Source organism: Sphingomicrobium aestuariivivum, assembly GCF_024721585.1.
Taxonomy (GTDB): Bacteria; Pseudomonadota; Alphaproteobacteria; order Sphingomonadales; family Sphingomonadaceae; genus Sphingomicrobium; species Sphingomicrobium aestuariivivum.
Map to the genome: position 1 here is coordinate 911,726 of NZ_CP102629.1, position 15,799 is coordinate 927,524.

The following is a 15,799-nucleotide window of genomic DNA, read 5'->3' on the forward strand; positions in this document are numbered from 1 at the left end:
GTTCGACCCGTCAAGCAAGGATGCTGCGAAGCGCCTCGAAACAGTCGCCATCGACCGCCGTGCCGACCTCGCGCTCCATGATCGCCAGCGCCTCATCGGGCGCCAGCGCGGCCCGATAGGGCCGGTCGGCGGTCAACGCGTCATAGAAGTCGCAGGCCGTGATGATCCGCGTCTCCATGCCGATCTCGCTGGCACCGAGCCCGAGCGGATAGCCGCTGCCGTCGAGCCGTTCGTGATGCGCCGCGGCGATCTCCGCCATGTCGGCCATGCAGCCGACCCGCGACAGGATCGCATGGGTCTGCGCGGCATGGGCGCGCATCTCGGTCCATTCCTCCTCGCCCAGCCGGCCGGGCTTCTCCAGCACGCGGCTCGACACGCCGAGCTTGCCGACATCGTGCAAGAGCGCGGCGCGGTGCAGCCAGCGGCGCTGCGCCGGGGCCATGCCCATCGCTTCGGCCATCGTACCAGCAAAGCCCGCGACGCGCCCCGAATGGCCGCCCGTATAGGGGCTCTTGGCGTCGACCACCGCGCCGAAGGCCGCCGCGATATCGTCGAGATAATCCTCGTCGACCGCCACCGCCTCCTCGGGCGGTGCCAGTGCGGCGACCTGCACCGCGACCTGCGGGCTTTCATAATCGCGCCAGAAAGACAGTTCGCCCGCGATCATCTGGAAACAGGCGGCGAGCCGCGGGTCGAGCCAACTGCCCGCGCGCCTGGCGACTTCGGCCCGCGCTGCCTCGCGGCCGCCCCGGGCGTGGAAGACGTCGACGACCTGGCACAGGAGCGCGATCCGCGCCTCGAGCGGGATGTCGTCGCCGGAAAGCCCCTCGGGCCGCCCCGAGCCGTCCCAATGTTCATCGAGGCTGAAGATGCCCGCCGCCACGCCCTCGTCGAAGCGCAGCCGGCGCGCGATGTCGGCGCCGCGGGTGCAGCGCGTCTCGATCATCTCCTGCGCGATCGCATCGCCGTTCCTGAGGATGTTGGCGATCTTGGCGACCCGCGTGCGCAGTCCCGCTCCCGCGCCCGTCCGCGCAAAGACGAAGCGCAGCGTGGCGGGCAGCCCCTCCGGCACCGTCTTCCAGCGCGCCTTGAAGTCGCGATCGTCGGTCGCGTAGAGCTCGGCAATCCGAGCCGCATTGCTCGAACAGCCAAGATCCTTGAGCAGCACCGCATAATGGAGCCGGTGACGCTCGGCCGCCGACAGCCCCAGCGCGCGCGCTATCCACCCCGCCGCATAGGCGCAGCGCAGGCTGTGTCCCGCCGGCTGCCCCTCGGTCATGTCGAGCGCATGGCTGAACGCGCCGAGCAGCTCGGCAAGGCTGGTGGTGGCCGGCGTGCCGGCGGATAATGGGTCGTGGCGAATAGGACGCCTCCCTCGAGATCGTTACGCTGGTTAGATGATCGAGGTTAAGGTCGGCCTAACGGGCTATTTGACCGGCAGCACCTTGTCCGAGCGGTTGCGCTGCGGCAGCGGCTTGGAGCGGTCGGCATAGTCGACGGTGAGGCTTTCCTCCATCGGCCGCCAGCCATCGCGCCCCAGCCGTTCCATCGGCTTGAAGCGCGTCTTGTAGTTCATCCGGTCCGAGCCCTCGACCCAATAGCCGAGATAGACGTAGGGAAGCCCCGCCCGCTTGGCGCGGGTGATATGGTCGAGGATGATATAGGTGCCGAGCCCCTTGCGCGCCTCCGCCGAAGTATCGAAGAAGCTGTAGATCATGCTGAGGCCGTCCGACTGCTGGTCCGACAGGCAGGCACCGACAAGCTTGCCGGGGCGGCCATATTCATCGGCCGGCTCACGATATTCGATCACATAAGTGCGCACCGGCGTCTGCTCGACCATGTCGGCATAGTCCTGCTCGTCCATCTCGGCCATGCCGCCACCGGGGTGACGGTCGGCGAGATAGCGGCTGAGCAGCTCATATTGCTCGGCGGTGGTCCACGGCTTGCAGGCAGTGACGTCGAGGTCGGCATGGGCGCGCATCAGGCGGCGATGCGTCCGGCTCGGCTGGAAGTCCTCGGTGCGCACGCGCACCGACACGCAGGCCGAGCAGTCGGTGCAGCTCGGGCGATAGGCGACCGATTGCGAACGACGAAAGCCGATCCGGCCCAATGCCTCGTTCAACTCCGCGGCATTGCGGCCCGACAGTTCGGTGAACACCTTCCGCTCCACCTTGCCCGGCAGATAGGGGCAGGGCGCGGGATTGGTCACGAAAAACTTGGGAAAGCGAAATGGTGCGCTCACCCCGGGCCTCCTGTCTTTCTTCCTTACCCAAAAGCTGTGGAAGGAAGTTAACAGTTCTGCAACGAATTTGCACTCGGCTCGGTGCCCGATCCTGAGTCAATTTGTGCCGCTACGAAACGTTTCTTGGTTAACCGCCATTTTTGACGGTCCGCAACTTGGCCGCCCTAGACAATCGCCTCGCGCCGCACCTTGAACCCGCACTCGGTCAGCTTGTCGATCAGCCCGTCGATCGCGGCGGCATCGCGCGCCTCGCACTCGACCTCGATCAGCGTGTCCTTGGCGGGCAGCGCGGTGAAGACGCGGTGGTGGTTGGTCTCGATGATGTTGACCCCGCACTCGTGGAACGCCTTGGTGATCGCGGCGAGCGCGCCGGGGCGATCCTCCGCCTCGATCTTCAATCGCGCGATCCGGCCCGCGCGCACCAGCTCGCGCACCAGCACGTTGGACAGGAGATGCGGGTCGATATTGCCGCCGCACAGGACGGTGCCGACCTTCTTGCCCGCATATTTGCCGGGCTCGGCGAGGAGATGCGCGAGGCCCGCGGCGCCAGCGCCTTCCACGACCGTCTTCTCGATGCCGACGAGCAGCGCGACCGCATGTTCGATCGCCGCTTCCTCGACCAGCTCGATGCGGTCGACGAGATCGCCGATGATGGCGCGGGTAATCTTGCCCGGCTCCTTGACCGCGATGCCCTCGGCCAGCGTGTCGCCGCCCATCACGCTCTTCTTGCCCTCGATGATATTCTTCATCGCGGGGAACATGGCGGCTTCCACGCCGACGATCTCGATATCGGGATTGTGCGCCTTGGCGGCGATCGCGATGCCGCTCATCAGCCCGCCGCCGCCGATCGGCACGACCAGCACGTCGAGATCGGGCACCTTGGCGAGCATCTCGAGCCCGACCGTGCCCGCCCCCGCGATGATGTCGGCATCATCGAACGGGTGGACGAAGACATAGCCCTTCTCCTCGGCGAGCTTCTGCGCATGGGCATAGGCATCGTCGAAAACGCGCCCCTCGAGCACGACATTGGCGCCATGCCCCTCGGTATGCTCGACCTTGATGGTCGGCGTGGGTCTCGGCATCACGATGGTGACGGGAATGCCCAATCGCGCGCCATGATAGGCGACCGCCTGTGCATGGTTGCCCGCCGAGGCCGCGATCACGCCGCGCTTCTTCTCGGCGTCGTCCAGCTGGCACAGTTTGTTCAGCGCGCCGCGCTCCTTGTAGGCGGCGGTGAACTGGTAATTCTCGAACTTGAGCCAGACATCGGTCCCGATGATCTCGCTCAAGGTGCGCGACTTGGCCATCGGCGTTTTCACGACATGGCCCTCGATCCGCGCGGCAGCGGCGCGGACGTCCTCGACAGTAATTTCCCTCTCCATAGGATCGCCGCCTAGACCTTTCGCCTGCGCCAGACAATGCTATGCGGGAGGCCATGATCAACAAACGCCTTCTCGCGGCCTGCGCCGCCCTCGCCCTCGCCGCCCCCGCGGCGGCCGATACGCTCTACACCGGCATGAACGGCCTGCAGGCGAGCGAGGACGGCAGCCTCACCCGCTTCTCGGCCATGCTGGTGGGCGATGACGGCCGCATCCTGCGCATGGTCGGTGCCGACGAGATGGTCGATCTCGCGCCCGCCGCCGACAAGGTCGTCGACATGGAGGGCGCGCATGTCCTGCCCGGGCTCATCGACGGGCACGGCCATGTCATCGGCCTCGGCATGGCGGTGCTCCAGCTCGACGTCACCGGCACGGCCTCGATCGAGGAGCTGAAAGAGCGCCTCGCCACCTATGCCGCCGCCAACCCCGACCTGCCCTGGATCACCGGCCGCGGCTGGAACCAGGAGATGTTCGCCGACAAGCGCTTCCCGACCGCTGCCGATCTGGACGCGGTGGTCGCCGACCGCCCCGTCTGGCTCGGCCGCGTCGACGGCCATGCCTCGGTCGGCAACAGCGCCGCGCTCCGCATCGCCGGCATCACCGCCGCCACTGAGGCGCCCGAGGGCGGCGCGATCGAGCGCCTCGCCGACGGCAGCCCCGCAGGCGTCTTCGTCGACACGGCCGAACAGCTCGTGGCGCAGCACATCCCCGCCCCCGATGCCGCGATGCTCGACCGCGCGCTTTCCGCCGCGCAGGTCTTCATGCTGTCGAACGGCCTTACCGCGGTCGCCGACATGGGGACCAGCGGCCCCGACTGGCTCGCCATGCGCCGCGCCGGCGACAATGGCCGCCTCAACGTGCGGATCATGAGCTATTCGGGCGGCACCGAACCCGCCGCGACGATCGCGGGCACGGGTCCCACCCCGTGGCTCTACGACGACCGCCTGCGCATGGGCGGGGTGAAGCTTTATTCGGACGGCGCGCTCGGCTCGCGCGGCGCACTCCTCAAGGAGGATTATGCCGACAGCCACGGCCATCGCGGCCTGCCCGTCATGTCGGCCGCGGAGCTCCGCGAGGCCGCGCGCTGGTCCAATGACCATGGCTTCCAGCTCGCCATCCACGCCATCGGCGATGCCGCCAATGCGGAGGTCGTCTCGATCTTCGAGGAGCTCGGCAATGGCGCCGCCGCGCGCCACCGCATCGAACATGTCCAGATTCTCGATGTCGCCGACCTGCCGCGCCTTGCCGCGGGCGACATCATCGCCTCGATGCAGCCGGTGCACCAGAGCTCGGACTGGCAGATGGCCGAAAAGCGCCTCGGGCCCGGCCGCCTCGGCGGTGCCTATGCGTGGAAGAGCCTGCTCGACACCGGCACCCGCCTCGCCTTCGGCTCCGACTTTCCCGTCGAGCATCCCAACCCCTTCACGGGGCTCAAGGTCGCGGTGACGCGCGAGGACGCCAATAACGCCCCCGAGGGCGGCTGGCGCGAGGACGAAGCGCTCGAACTCGGCGAGGCGCTCGCGGGCTTCACCCGCTGGGCCGCTTATGCGGGCGAGGCCGAAGGCCGGTTCGGCGCGCTCGAGGTCGGGCAACATGCCGACTTCATCGTCGTCGACCGCGATCTCGAGCGCATCGACCCGCGCGACATCGCGGCCACGCGCATCCTCGCCACCTTCGTCGGCGGCGAGCAGGTCTGGGCGGCCGACTAGGCGGCAGGTCAGGCGACAGGCTGGGGCGCGGGATCGGGCGCGACGCCTGCCGCGCCCCCGTCCCTATTCTCCGCAAGGAAGGGCAGCGCCCGCGCGGCCTTCACCGCCAGCACGGCAAGCAGCCCGCCGACGATGCCGTCCACCGCATAATGCCAGCCCGAGGATACCGAGATCATGAAGATGATCAGCGCATAGGCCGCGGCGGCGGGCGAGCGGAACAGCATCAGCCCCCACACCACCGAGGCGATGTGCATCGAGGGCATGGCGCTGATGCCCGCGCCGAATTCCACGTCATTGGCGACATAGGCGTCCCACAGGTAATCGACGAACATCCCAGTGGTGGACGGGTCGATGCCGGCAAAGCGGTCGCCGAGCCCGAGCTTTTCATAGAAGACCGGCCCGCCCGCGGGCACGAGCCACTGCACCAGCGGCGCGAGCAGCCCCCACATGATGAACCAGCCGCCGATGAACGCGCCGTCATGGCGCGCCCGCACCAGCGCGGCGGCGATGAACAGCAGCCACGTCCAGTGGTAGATCACCGCGAGATGCGCGCCCGTCAGGAAGTCGAGATAGCGCCACGGATCGCCGAAGAAGAGGAGCGCGTCCAAGTCGGCCAGCATCTCGTCGGCACCGAAGCCGAAGCGGTTGAGCCACATCTTGACTGAGCTGTAGATCGCCATGCCGAGCCCCGCCGTCACCGCGAGGAGAAGCGTTGCGGGCACGTCCCCCAGCCCCTTGCCGCGCACCAGCTGCACCACCGCGAAGACCGCTACCGATACCCCTGCGACAATTCCCCACAGCGCCAGCGACTTGAGATGGAAATAGTCCCACCCCAGCAACAGCGAGGGCAGGAGGCAGGCCAACGCGAAGGGAAACCAGCGCGGCACCATGGCGAGGAGGCGATCCTTTTTCATCGGCTACATCGCTAGCCCAACAGGGTAAACAGCCCCTTAAGAACCTTGCGCTTCCGTCGCCGCATTCGCGCGCTGCACCAGCATCGAGGGGGTCAGGATCTGCGGCAGTTCCTCAGGGCTGCCCTCGCCCGCCGGATACCAGAGGTAGACCGGCACCGCCGCACGCCCGCGCTCCTCGAGGAAGCGGGTGATGACGTCATTGCCATCGGTCCAGTCGGCGACGAACACTGCCACGTCCGCCGCATCGAAGGCCGCGCGCACTTCCTCGCGGTCGATCGCGATCTTCTCGTTGGCCTTGCAGGTGAGGCACCAGTCGGCGGTGAAATAGACGAAGACGGGACGCCCGCCGCCCTGCGCCGCGGCGACCCGCGCGGGGCTCCAGGTCGATGCCCCCGCCACCGCTGCCTCGCGCTCGACCGGTTCGGAAGGCAGGACGGCCAGCCCCGCCACCGCCACGACCGCCGCCGTGCCGACCGCATAGCGCAACATGCCGATGCGCCGCCCGAGCAGGCCGAAGATGCCGACCAGCACGCCGACCGCGACCAACCCGCTGGTCAGCCCGATCGGCCCCGCGAGGCGCCACAGGAGCCACAGGCAGGCGACCACCGTGGCCGCCATCGGGATGGCGAGATAGCGCTTCAAGCTCTTCATCCACGGCCCCGGCCGCGGCAGCCGGTCGCGCAGCGCGGGCACGAAACCGATGGCAAGAAATGGCAGCGCCAACCCCAGCCCGAGCATCGCGAAGATGCCGAGCGCGGCGAGGCCGGGCAGGATCAGCGCGGTCCCGAGCGCGGTGCCGAGGAAGGGCCCCGCGCAGGGCGTGGCGACGAACGCGGCGAGCGCGCCCGTCGCGATCGACCCCTTGGCCTCGACCTGTCCGCCCACGACCGGCAGCTCGAACAGGCCGACGAGGTTGAGCGTGATCGCGGAGGCCAGCAGGAGGAGGAGGAAGATCGTTCGCGGGTCCTGCAGCTGGAAGGCCCAGCCGACCGCATCGCCGCCCGCGCGCAGGAGGAGGAGCGCCACCCCGAGGCTCGCCGTCCCCGCGACCGCGCCCAGCGTATACCCCAGCGCATCGCGCCGCGCCCGCGCCTCGCTCGACCCGCTATGGGCAAGGTGCAGCGCCTTCATCGTCAGCACGGGAAAGACGCAGGGCATCAGGTTGAGCAGTAGCCCGCCGACCAGCGCACCGAGCATCGCGCCGGCAATCGCCGCCATGCTGGTATCGCCGAGCGGCGTGCCCCCCGTCGGTACCGGCCCCTCGACCGCCTCGAATTCCAGCCCCTGCCCCGTGCCGAGCTTGACGATCCCGCCGATCGTGTCGGGCAGCTTCTCGGGATCGGCGCGCGGATGCAGCGCCAGTTCGGCAATCAGCTTGTCGCCCTCGCGCCGGAAGACGGGTTCGACGCTCGTGTCGATGACGCGGTTTTCGGCGATGAAGATGTCGGGCTTGCCGAGCGCGAGTCCGGCAGGCACCGGCACCGCTACCCCGAGCCGCTCGCGGCTGGCGGCATACTGCGCCTCCCCTGCCAGCGGTCGCGGCAGCGCGGCGCGCCAGCCTGCGAAATCCTCGCGCGGCGCGCCCGCCTCGTCGGCGCGGCGCACGACCGTCGCAAACTCGCCGCGCTCGGGCACGCATACCTTGTCGGTGCAGGCCAGCCAGGTCGCCGAGCCGCGAATGGTGAAGCTTTGCGGCGCGCTGTCATCGGCGCGCACCTCGGTCAGCATCGCATGCTGCCCGCGATAGACGTAACTCGTCAGCCCCGCCGCCTTGTAGCGCATCGGGGTGGGAAAGCGGATCGGCCCCATCTCGACACCGTCGGGAAGGTCCCACTCCACAGCGAGCGGCAGCCCCGCATCGCCGGGGTTTTTCCAATAGCCGTGCCAGCCGGGCTTGGCCTCGAAGACGATGGCGGCATCGATCGTGCCATCGACCACCGGCCCATCGACCTCGAGCCGCGGGGTGAGATTGGTCGTCTGCGCGCTCGCCGGAAGGGCGAGGAACAGCATGGCGAAGGCAAGGAGAAAGCGCTGGATCACGGTTCCCGCCCTAGCCTGCCGCCGCTTCCTCGTCGAGATTGGGCGACAACCGCTTTTTGGCCGTGTCCACGCCGATCCCGCAGCGGCCCGCATAATCCTCGAGCTGGTCGCGCCCCACCCGCGCCACCCCGAAATAGGCGGCATCGCGATGTCCGAAATAGAAGCCCGACACCGCGCTCGCCGGCCACATGGCATTGTTCTCCGTGAGCGTGATCCCCGCCGGATCGCCCCCGAGCAGGTCGAACAGGACCGGCTTCAACCCATGGTCGGGACAGGCGGGATAGCCGGGCGCGGGCCGGATGCCGCGATAGCGCTCGGCGATGAGGTCCTCGTTCGTGCATCGTTCGTCCGCCGCATAGCCCCATTGCCGCGTTCGCACCTGCTGGTGCAGCCGTTCGGCAAAGGCCTCGGCAAACCGGTCGGCGAGCGCCTTCAACAGGATGGCGCGATAGTCATCGCCCGCCGCCTCATAGGCCTTGGCGCGCTCCTCCGCGCCGTGGATCGCCACCGCGAAGCCGCCGACATGATCGCCGCTATCCGCGACGAAATCGGCGAGGCACATGTTGGGCCGCCCCTCGCGTTTCTTCACCTGCTGGCGCAGCATCGGCAGGCGGGTCCCGTCCGCGACGACATCATCGCCCTCGCGCCGCGCCGGCCAGACTTGCGCCACGCCCCGCGCGGTCAGCCACTTCTCCTCGACGATCTCGTCGAGCATGGCCTGCGCATCGGCGAACAGCGCGCGCGCCGCCTCGCCCACCACCTCGTCCTCGAGGATGGCGGGATAGGTGCCGTGCAATTCCCAGGCGCGGAAGAAGGGGGTCCAGTCGATCGCCTCGCGTAGGTCGGCCAAGTCCCAATCGTCCCACCGGTGCCGCTCGAGGCTGGCCGGCGGCGGCGCCACGCCATCGGGGTCGAGCACGAAGCCGTTGGCGCGTGCCTGCTCCAGTGTCGCGATGGCGCCCTTGCCCTTGCCCTCGCGCCCCGCGCGCACCTTGGCATATTCGGCAGCGACATCGGCCGCATAGCCCGCCCGCTCCTCGCCCATCAGCTTGGCCGCCACCCCGACCGCGCGGCTCGCGTCGGTGACATGGACGACCGGCCCCGAATAGGCCGGCGCGATCCTGAGCGCGCTATGCACGCGGCTCGTCGTCGCCCCGCCGATCAGCAGCGGCAGGTCCAGCCCCTCGCGCTCCATCTCGCTGGCATTGTGCACCATTTCATCGAGGCTCGGCGTGATCAGCCCCGACAGGCCGATGATGTCGACCTCGTGATGCCGTGCTGCCGCGAGGATGTCGGGCCAGCCGACCATCACGCCCAAGTCGACGATCTCGTAGCCGTTGCACTGGAGGACGACGCCGACGATATTCTTGCCGATGTCGTGGACATCGCCCTTCACCGTGGCGAGCAGGATCCGCCCCTTGGCCGCCCGCGCGCCCGCATTCTCGGCCTCGATATGGGGCAGCAGCACCGCCACCGCCTTCTTCATCACCCGTGCCGATTTCACCACCTGCGGCAGGAACATTTTGCCCGAGCCGAAGAGGTCGCCGACACGGTTCATGCCGTCCATCAGCGGGCCTTCGATGACGTCGAGGGCGCGGGGCGCCGATTGTCGCGCCTCCTCGACATCCGCCTCGATATGCGCATCGAGCCCCTTTACCAGCGCATGTTCGAGCCGCGCCTCGACGGGCAGGTCGCGCCAGCTGTCATCCTTTGCCGAGGCCTTGGCCCCCTGCCCCTGATAGCCCTGCGCGATTTCGATCAGCCGGTCGGTCGCGCCCTCGTCCCTGTCGAACAGCACGTCCTCGCACGCCTGCCGGAGTTCGGGATCGATCTCGTCATAGACATCGAGCTGCCCCGCATTGACGATCGCCATCGACAGCCCCGCGGGGATGGCGTGGTAGAGGAGGACGCTGTGCAGCGCGCGGCGCACCGGCTCGTTGCCGCGGAAGGAGAAGCTGAGGTTGGACAGTCCGCCCGACACCTGCACGCCGGGGCACCGTGCCCTGATCTCCTTGACCGCCTCGATGAAGTCGACACCATAGCGGCGATGCTCGTCGATCCCCGTCGCCACCGCGAAGATGTTGGGATCGAAGATGATGTCATGTGCAGGAAAGCCGTCGCCCACGAGCAGGTCATAGGCGCGCTTGCAGATCTCGACCTTGCGCGCCTTCGTGTCGGCCTGCCCCGTCTCGTCGAAGGCCATGACGACGACCGCCGCGCCATAGTCGCGCACCTTTCGCGCCAGTCGCAGGAATTCGTCCTCGCCTTCCTTCAAGCTGATCGAATTGACGATGGGCTTGCCGGGCACGCATTTGAGCCCCGCCTCGATCACTTCCCATTTGGAGCTGTCCACCATGACCGGCACGCGGGCGATGTCGGGCTCGGCGGCGATGCGCTTCAGGAAGGTCGCCATCGCTTCGGCCCCGTCGAGCAGCGCCTCGTCCATGTTGACGTCGACCACCATCGCGCCATTCTCGACCTGTTGGCGCGCGACCTCGACGGCGGCCTCATAGTCGCCGCCGAGGATGAGCTTCTTGAAGCGCGCCGAACCGGTGACGTTGGTGCGCTCGCCAATCATCACGAAGCGGCTGGCGATCTCGTTCATGCGCGCACCTCGAGCGTCTCGAGCCCCGCGAGGAGCATGGCATCGGGCGGCCCGGGAAGGACGCGCGGCCGCGCACCCTCCACCGCTGCCGCGATGCGGGCGATATGCGCGGGCGTCGTCCCGCAGCAGCCGCCGACGATGTTGACCAGCCCCTCGTCCAGCCAGTCGGCGACCTGCCGCGCGGTCTCGCCCGGCCCCTCGTCATATTGGCCGAGGTCGTTGGGAAGCCCCGCATTGGGATAGGCCATGACGAGGCAGTCGGCCTCGCGGCTCAGCTCCTTGAGATGCGGCCGAAGCGCCTCGGCCCCGAAGGAGCAGTTGAGGCCGATGCTCAAGGGCGCGGCATGGCGTACGCTGGCCCAGAAGGCCTCGACCGTATGCCCCGACAGGTTGCGCCCCGAAAGGTCGGTCAGCGTCATCGACAGCATGACCGGCAAGTCGCGATCCAGTTCGCGCTCGACGTTCTTCACCGCCATGATCCCCGCCTTGGCGTTCAGCGTATCGAACACCGTCTCAATCAGGATGAAATCCACCCCGCCCTCGGCGAGCGCACGCACCTGGCCTTCATAGACGGCGACCACCTCGTCGAAGCCGACTTCGCGAAAACCCGGGTCGGCGACATCGGGCGACAGCGACAGCGTCTTGTTGGTCGGCCCCACCGCGCCCGCCACGAAGCGCGGTGCCCCGGGCGTAGCGAAGCGGTCGGTCACCGCGCGCACGATCCGCGCGCCCTCGACATTGATGTCGTGGACGAGATGCGCGGCGGCATAGTCGGCCTGGCTGATCGCATTGGCGTTGAAGCTGTTGGTCGCCAGCACATGGGCGCCGGCCTCGGCATAGGCCGTGCAGATCGCCTCCACCGCCTGCGGCTGCGTGAGGTTGAGAAGGTCGTTATTGCCGCGCTGCTCGCGCTCCAGCGCGACCGCCCCGCGAAACTGCGCCTCGCCCAGCCCCAGCGCCTGGATCGCGGTGCCATAGGCGCCGTCCTTGACCAGCACTTGGCGCGCCGCGAGCGCCTTCAGCTCCCCGGCGCGGCTCATGCGATCGGCCCCGGCTGGATACCGAGCAGGCGGCAGATGGCGTAGGAGAGATTGGCGCGATTGAGCGTGTAGAAATGGAAATGCCGCACCCCGCCCGCATAGAGCTGGCCGCACAGCTCGGCGGCGATGGTCGCGGCGACCAGCTCGCGCGCCTTGGGATTGTCATCGAGCCCCTCGAAACGCGCTTCCATCCATGCGGGGATCTGCGCTCCGCACAGCCCCGCGAACTTCTTCGTCTGCGCGACATTCGACACCGGCAGGATGCCCGGCACCAGTTCCACCTCGCGCCCCCGCGCCGCCAGCGCATCGCGCAGGCGGAAGAAGGGCGCGGGGTCGAAGAAGAACTGGCTGATCGCGCGGCTCGCCCCCGCGTCGATCTTGCGGAGCAGGTGATCGAGATCGGCCTCGAAAGAGAGCGCCTCGGGATGGCATTCGGGATAGGCGGCGACCGAAATATCGAAGTCGGCCACTTGCTTCAGCCCCGCCACCAGCTCGGCGGCATTGGCATAGCCTTGCGGATGCGGCGCAAAGCGCTCGCCCTCGGGCGGGTCGCCGCGCAGCGCGACGATATGCCGCACGCCCGCCTCCCAATAGTCGCGCGCAATGTCCTGCACCTCGTCGCGGCTGGCCCCGACACAGGTGAGGTGCGCCGCCGGCGTCAGCCCCGTCTCCTCGACGATCCTCCTGACCGTCGCGTGGGTCCGCTCGCGGGTCGAACCGCCCGCGCCATAGGTCACCGACACGAAGCGCGGATGCAGCGGTTCGAGCTTCTCGATCGAGGCCCACAGCTTCTCGTTCATCCTTTCCGTCTTGGGCGGGAAGAATTCGAAGCTCACGTCGACATCGCCATCGGGCCGCGCGAACAGCGGCGGCGGGGCATCGGCGGTGGTATCGGTCACGCGGCCCTCCTCTTGCGCGGCGCCGGACGGTCGGCGCTCCACACGGTAACGGTGAGCTCGCCTCCCTCGACCCGCTGCGGCGGGCGCGGGGCCAGCCCCGCCAGTTTCAGCATCTGCTCCACCGCCCCGTCGGCAAAGCCGAGGCGCTGGTGCCCGTGAAGGCGGCGCAGTTCCTCGCGGCCGTGGGCCTCGAAATCGACCAGCACCAGCCGTCCGCCCGCCCCCAGCACCCGCGCCGCCTCGTCAATCGCGGCGCGCGGCTGGTGCGCGAAATGCAGCACCTGGTGGAGGATGACCGTATCGGCAAAAGCATCGGCAAGCGGCAGCGCGAACATGTCGCCCTGCCGCAGGCTCGCCTGCACCGCCTCGCCCGCCGCCTCGAGGCGTACGCGCGCGATGCGCAGCATGTCGGGCGAGCGGTCGATGCCGATCGCCGCATCCGACCCCGGCGCGAACAGTTCGAGCATCCGCCCCGTCCCGGTGCCGACATCGACCAGCGTGCCGAGCGGGCGGCCCGCCAGCGCGCTAGCGATCGCCGCCTCGATATCTTCCTCGGGCGCGTGGAGCTGGCGGAGCATGTCCCATTGCTGGCTACGCGCATTGAACCAGCGGCTCGCCGTCTCGGCGCGCTCGATGCGGATCGCCTCGAGCCGCTTGGCGTCGGCCGCCACCGCGCGCGCGGTCTCGCCCGACACCTTGCGCATCAGCGCGCGCACGGGACTGTCGTCGGGCAGGAGCAGCGTCACGAAGGTCCACGCCCCTTCCTTGCGCCGCGCGACGATTCCGGCCTCGTCGAGGATTCGCAAATGGCGCGACACGCGCGGCTGCGACTGCCCCAGCGCCTGCGCGATCTCGCCGACGGTGAGCTCCATTTCGCTTGCGAGGAAGCAGATGCGCAGGCGCGTCTCGTCAGACAGCGCGCCGAAAAGTGCCAGAATGTCCATGGCTTGTTTCATCGCTTAAAGACATAAAGAAACCCTTATGTCTCGCAAGTGAGAAATTCACCGGGCCCGCGGATCCCCAATTGTGAAAAGATCGTTGCACCGCTGACAACAACCATTTAAATCATCTCGCAGGCCCGCCCCTAGCGATAGGAGTGGGTCGTGCCTTGTGCGCGCGACGAGCGGGCACGCTAACAAGGAATGGAATACATTATGAAGAAGGTTGCTCTGACTGCTGCCGTCCTGGCCCTCGGCCTCGCGGCTTGCGAAGCCCAGACCGACGAAACCGTCGAAACCAACGTCGAAGAAACCGGCGAAGCCATGGAAGCGGACGCTGAAGCCGCTGGCGAAGCCACTGAAGCTGCCGTTGAAGAAATGGCTGCCGAAGCTGACGAAGCTGCGACCGAAGTCGAAGCCGAAGTCGAAGGCGAAACCGAAGCCGAAGCCGCTGCTGACTAAGCCAGCGCTTCACCTTCGGGTAAGATCAGGGTCGTCCGGTTCGCCGGGCGGCCCTTTTCTTTTGTCAGCAAGGCGGCCGGCGGCAGCGCCAGCTGCCTGCCGGACTCGCCGTCCCGCCGGCCGACGGACAGGCACAGCCTGATCCGATCGACGGGATCAGGCCGCCCTGATCCCGCTGGCTCTCAGGACTGACTTGCGGCATCATTCGGCCATGACCCGCGCCCTCCTCCCCCTCGCCCTGCTCGCCCTCGCCGCCTGCGCGAAGAAGGACGAGACCCCCGAGCGCCCCGACGAGCAGGCCAGCGCCCGCCTCGCCACCATCGAGGAGCGGCTCGACGCCGCCGAGGCCGCCGACCCCACGCTGCCTGCGGCCACGCAGGAAGGGCCGGAAGCACAGGCTCCCGACCCCTCTTCCGATGGTGGTGCCGACTAGGCGGCCTTGGCGTCGCGCAACTGGTGGACGTCGCTCGCCCCCAGCATCTTGCCGCCGATCGCCCAGTCACCCTGTTCGACCTCGACGATGCGGACCCAGGTCACGGGGCGCATGCCCTCGCCTTCGACCCGGACCATCGCCTCGGTGACTTCATGGATGAGTTGCGCCTTCTGTTCGGCGGTGAAAACGTCCTTGATGACATCGATGGTGGTAAGCGGCATTTCTCTTCTCCCTTTTATGTTCGGCCGGGCCATCCCGGCGACAGGGACAGTTTTGCCACCCTCCTTGCCCCGCGTTGAGAACGGCGATTGTAGGAGCGCGCTACAGAATCTGGAGAAAGCTGCTACAATGGCGCGATCTTCGGGAGAGCCGTCATGCAATATGGCCAATTCTGCCCCATCGCGAAGGCGACCGAGATCCTCGGCGAACGCTGGACCATCCTCGTCGTCCGCGAGTTGCTGATGGGCGCCCGCCGCTTCAACGAGTTGCAGCGCGGCCTCGGCGACATCTCGCCCACGCTCCTGACCAGCCGACTGCGCGACCTCGAAGCGCACGGCCTCGTTGCCAAGCGTCCGATCCCGGGCCAGCGCGGCAAGGAATATCACGCCACCCCCGCCTGCAAGGCGCTGCTCCCCGCCATCGTGGCGCTCGGGGAATGGGGCATGGTCTGGGCGCGCGACCAGGTGCTCGACGCCGACCTCGATATCGAGCTCCTCATGCTTTACCTCGAGCGCAGCGTTGATCCCGACCAGATGGTCGGTGACAGTCACATCCTGCGCTTCCACTTCGACGACCTGGTCGATCAACAGGACTATTGGCTGCTCATCCGCGAGGGCAAGGTCGACATGTGCCTCACCGATCCCGGTCAGGACGTCGACGTCTATTTCTACTCCACGCTGCGCGCGCTTCACGACGTGTGGATGGGCGACCGCAGCTGGCGCGAGGCGATCGCCGCCGAGGACCTGCGCCTCGAGGGAGACCCGCAGCTCACCCGCCGCATCTCCAAATGGCTCCGGCCCAGCGTCTTCGCCGAGGCTCCCCGCGCCGAGCGCACCGACCTGCCCGAGGTGCGTCCGACCCTTCAATAGCGCAAAGAAAAAGGGCCGGACACCGAAGTGCCCGACCCCAATTCAACCGA

At 68.1% G+C, this 15,799-nt stretch carries 14 protein-coding genes; 4 read left to right on the forward strand and 10 right to left on the reverse strand.

Features of this window, described 5'->3' with window-relative positions; genetic code table 11:
- Positions 1–10 precede the first annotated feature (10 nt).
- The 3 genes from NUW81_RS04825 to NUW81_RS04835 all read right to left on the reverse strand — a co-directional run bounded on the left by NUW81_RS04825 (position 11) and on the right by NUW81_RS04835 (position 3,624).
- Positions 11–1,279: an HD-GYP domain-containing protein gene (locus NUW81_RS04825; RefSeq protein ID WP_245110927.1), complete on the reverse strand. Its 1,269-nt coding sequence runs from the start codon at positions 1,277–1,279 to the stop codon at positions 11–13.
- A gap of 147 nt (positions 1,280–1,426) precedes the next feature.
- Positions 1,427–2,242 (reverse strand): arginyltransferase, encoded by an 816-nt coding sequence (locus tag NUW81_RS04830; RefSeq protein ID WP_245110933.1) that lies wholly within the window; start codon positions 2,240–2,242, stop codon positions 1,427–1,429.
- 164 nt (positions 2,243–2,406) lie between these two features.
- Complete coding sequence (locus NUW81_RS04835) at positions 2,407–3,624, reverse strand: threonine ammonia-lyase (protein ID WP_245110936.1); 1,218 nt, start codon at positions 3,622–3,624, stop codon at positions 2,407–2,409.
- A gap of 53 nt (positions 3,625–3,677) precedes the next feature.
- Here NUW81_RS04835 and NUW81_RS04840 point away from each other — a divergent pair, with 53 nt between their 5' ends.
- The gene (locus NUW81_RS04840) at positions 3,678–5,330 is read left to right on the forward strand and encodes an amidohydrolase (protein WP_245110938.1); all 1,653 of its coding nucleotides are present in this window, start codon (positions 3,678–3,680) and stop codon (positions 5,328–5,330) included.
- An 8-nt stretch (positions 5,331–5,338) separates the two neighbouring features.
- Here NUW81_RS04840 and NUW81_RS04845 read toward each other — a convergent pair whose 3' ends face one another.
- From NUW81_RS04845 to NUW81_RS04875, 6 genes are read right to left on the reverse strand one after another with little or no spacing between them, the layout of a single operon-like run.
- Positions 5,339–6,244: a phosphatase PAP2 family protein gene (locus tag NUW81_RS04845; protein WP_245110941.1), complete on the reverse strand. Its 906-nt coding sequence runs from the start codon at positions 6,242–6,244 to the stop codon at positions 5,339–5,341.
- A 36-nt stretch (positions 6,245–6,280) separates the two neighbouring features.
- The gene (locus NUW81_RS12015) at positions 6,281–8,284 is read right to left on the reverse strand and encodes a protein-disulfide reductase DsbD family protein (protein ID WP_312025062.1); all 2,004 of its coding nucleotides are present in this window, start codon (positions 8,282–8,284) and stop codon (positions 6,281–6,283) included.
- Positions 8,285–8,294: 10 nt separating this feature from the next.
- Complete coding sequence (gene metH / locus NUW81_RS04860; protein ID WP_245110943.1) at positions 8,295–10,889, reverse strand: methionine synthase; 2,595 nt, start codon at positions 10,887–10,889, stop codon at positions 8,295–8,297.
- Complete coding sequence (locus NUW81_RS04865) at positions 10,886–11,929, reverse strand: homocysteine S-methyltransferase family protein (RefSeq protein ID WP_245110945.1); 1,044 nt, start codon at positions 11,927–11,929, stop codon at positions 10,886–10,888. Before NUW81_RS04865 ends, metH begins: the two co-directional genes overlap by 4 nt.
- Positions 11,926–12,828 carry a methylenetetrahydrofolate reductase [NAD(P)H] gene (metF, locus tag NUW81_RS04870; RefSeq protein WP_245110950.1) on the reverse strand — a complete coding sequence of 301 codons (903 nt, stop codon included), beginning with the start codon at positions 12,826–12,828 and terminating at the stop codon, positions 11,926–11,928. The genes NUW81_RS04865 and metF overlap by 4 nt, the downstream gene beginning before the upstream one ends.
- A complete protein-coding gene (locus NUW81_RS04875; protein ID WP_245110952.1) occupies positions 12,825–13,784 on the reverse strand; it encodes an ArsR/SmtB family transcription factor in 960 nt (319 codons plus the stop codon). Before NUW81_RS04875 ends, metF begins: the two co-directional genes overlap by 4 nt.
- A gap of 198 nt (positions 13,785–13,982) precedes the next feature.
- Between NUW81_RS04875 and NUW81_RS04880 the strand changes: the two genes are divergently transcribed.
- Positions 13,983–14,228 carry a hypothetical protein gene (locus NUW81_RS04880; protein WP_245110955.1) on the forward strand — a complete coding sequence of 82 codons (246 nt, stop codon included), beginning with the start codon at positions 13,983–13,985 and terminating at the stop codon, positions 14,226–14,228.
- 211 nt (positions 14,229–14,439) lie between these two features.
- Entirely contained in the window at positions 14,440–14,661 is a 222-nt protein-coding gene (locus NUW81_RS04885) for a hypothetical protein (RefSeq protein ID WP_245110958.1), read from the forward strand.
- Here the strand turns inward: NUW81_RS04885 and NUW81_RS04890 are convergent.
- A complete protein-coding gene (locus NUW81_RS04890; RefSeq protein WP_245110962.1) occupies positions 14,658–14,882 on the reverse strand; it encodes a tautomerase family protein in 225 nt (74 codons plus the stop codon). The genes NUW81_RS04885 and NUW81_RS04890 overlap by 4 nt on opposite strands.
- A gap of 153 nt (positions 14,883–15,035) precedes the next feature.
- Here NUW81_RS04890 and NUW81_RS04895 point away from each other — a divergent pair, with 153 nt between their 5' ends.
- Positions 15,036–15,749, forward strand: a complete 714-nt coding sequence (locus NUW81_RS04895; RefSeq protein WP_245110965.1) for a winged helix-turn-helix transcriptional regulator — start codon at positions 15,036–15,038, stop codon at positions 15,747–15,749.
- The last annotated feature ends 50 nt before the right edge of the window (positions 15,750–15,799 follow it).

Bases quoted from the DNA above. Each gene is read 5' to 3' on its own strand.
- NUW81_RS04825 (WP_245110927.1), bottom strand. From the start codon at position 1,279: ATGACCGAGGGGCAGCCGGCGGGACACAGCCTGCGCTGCGCCTATGCG.
- NUW81_RS04835 (WP_245110936.1), bottom strand. From the start codon at position 3,624: ATGGAGAGGGAAATTACTGTCGAGGACGTCCGCGCCGCTGCCGCGCGG.
- NUW81_RS04840 (WP_245110938.1), top strand. From the start codon at position 3,678: ATGATCAACAAACGCCTTCTCGCGGCCTGCGCCGCCCTCGCCCTCGCC.
- NUW81_RS04845 (WP_245110941.1), bottom strand. From the start codon at position 6,244: ATGAAAAAGGATCGCCTCCTCGCCATGGTGCCGCGCTGGTTTCCCTTC.
- metH (WP_245110943.1), bottom strand. From the start codon at position 10,889: ATGAACGAGATCGCCAGCCGCTTCGTGATGATTGGCGAGCGCACCAAC.
- NUW81_RS04865 (WP_245110945.1), bottom strand. From the start codon at position 11,929: ATGAGCCGCGCCGGGGAGCTGAAGGCGCTCGCGGCGCGCCAAGTGCTG.
- NUW81_RS04875 (WP_245110952.1), bottom strand. From the start codon at position 13,784: ATGAAACAAGCCATGGACATTCTGGCACTTTTCGGCGCGCTGTCTGAC.
- NUW81_RS04880 (WP_245110955.1), top strand. From the start codon at position 13,983: ATGAAGAAGGTTGCTCTGACTGCTGCCGTCCTGGCCCTCGGCCTCGCG.
- NUW81_RS04885 (WP_245110958.1), top strand. From the start codon at position 14,440: ATGACCCGCGCCCTCCTCCCCCTCGCCCTGCTCGCCCTCGCCGCCTGC.
- NUW81_RS04890 (WP_245110962.1), bottom strand. From the start codon at position 14,882: ATGCCGCTTACCACCATCGATGTCATCAAGGACGTTTTCACCGCCGAA.
- NUW81_RS04895 (WP_245110965.1), top strand. From the start codon at position 15,036: ATGCAATATGGCCAATTCTGCCCCATCGCGAAGGCGACCGAGATCCTC.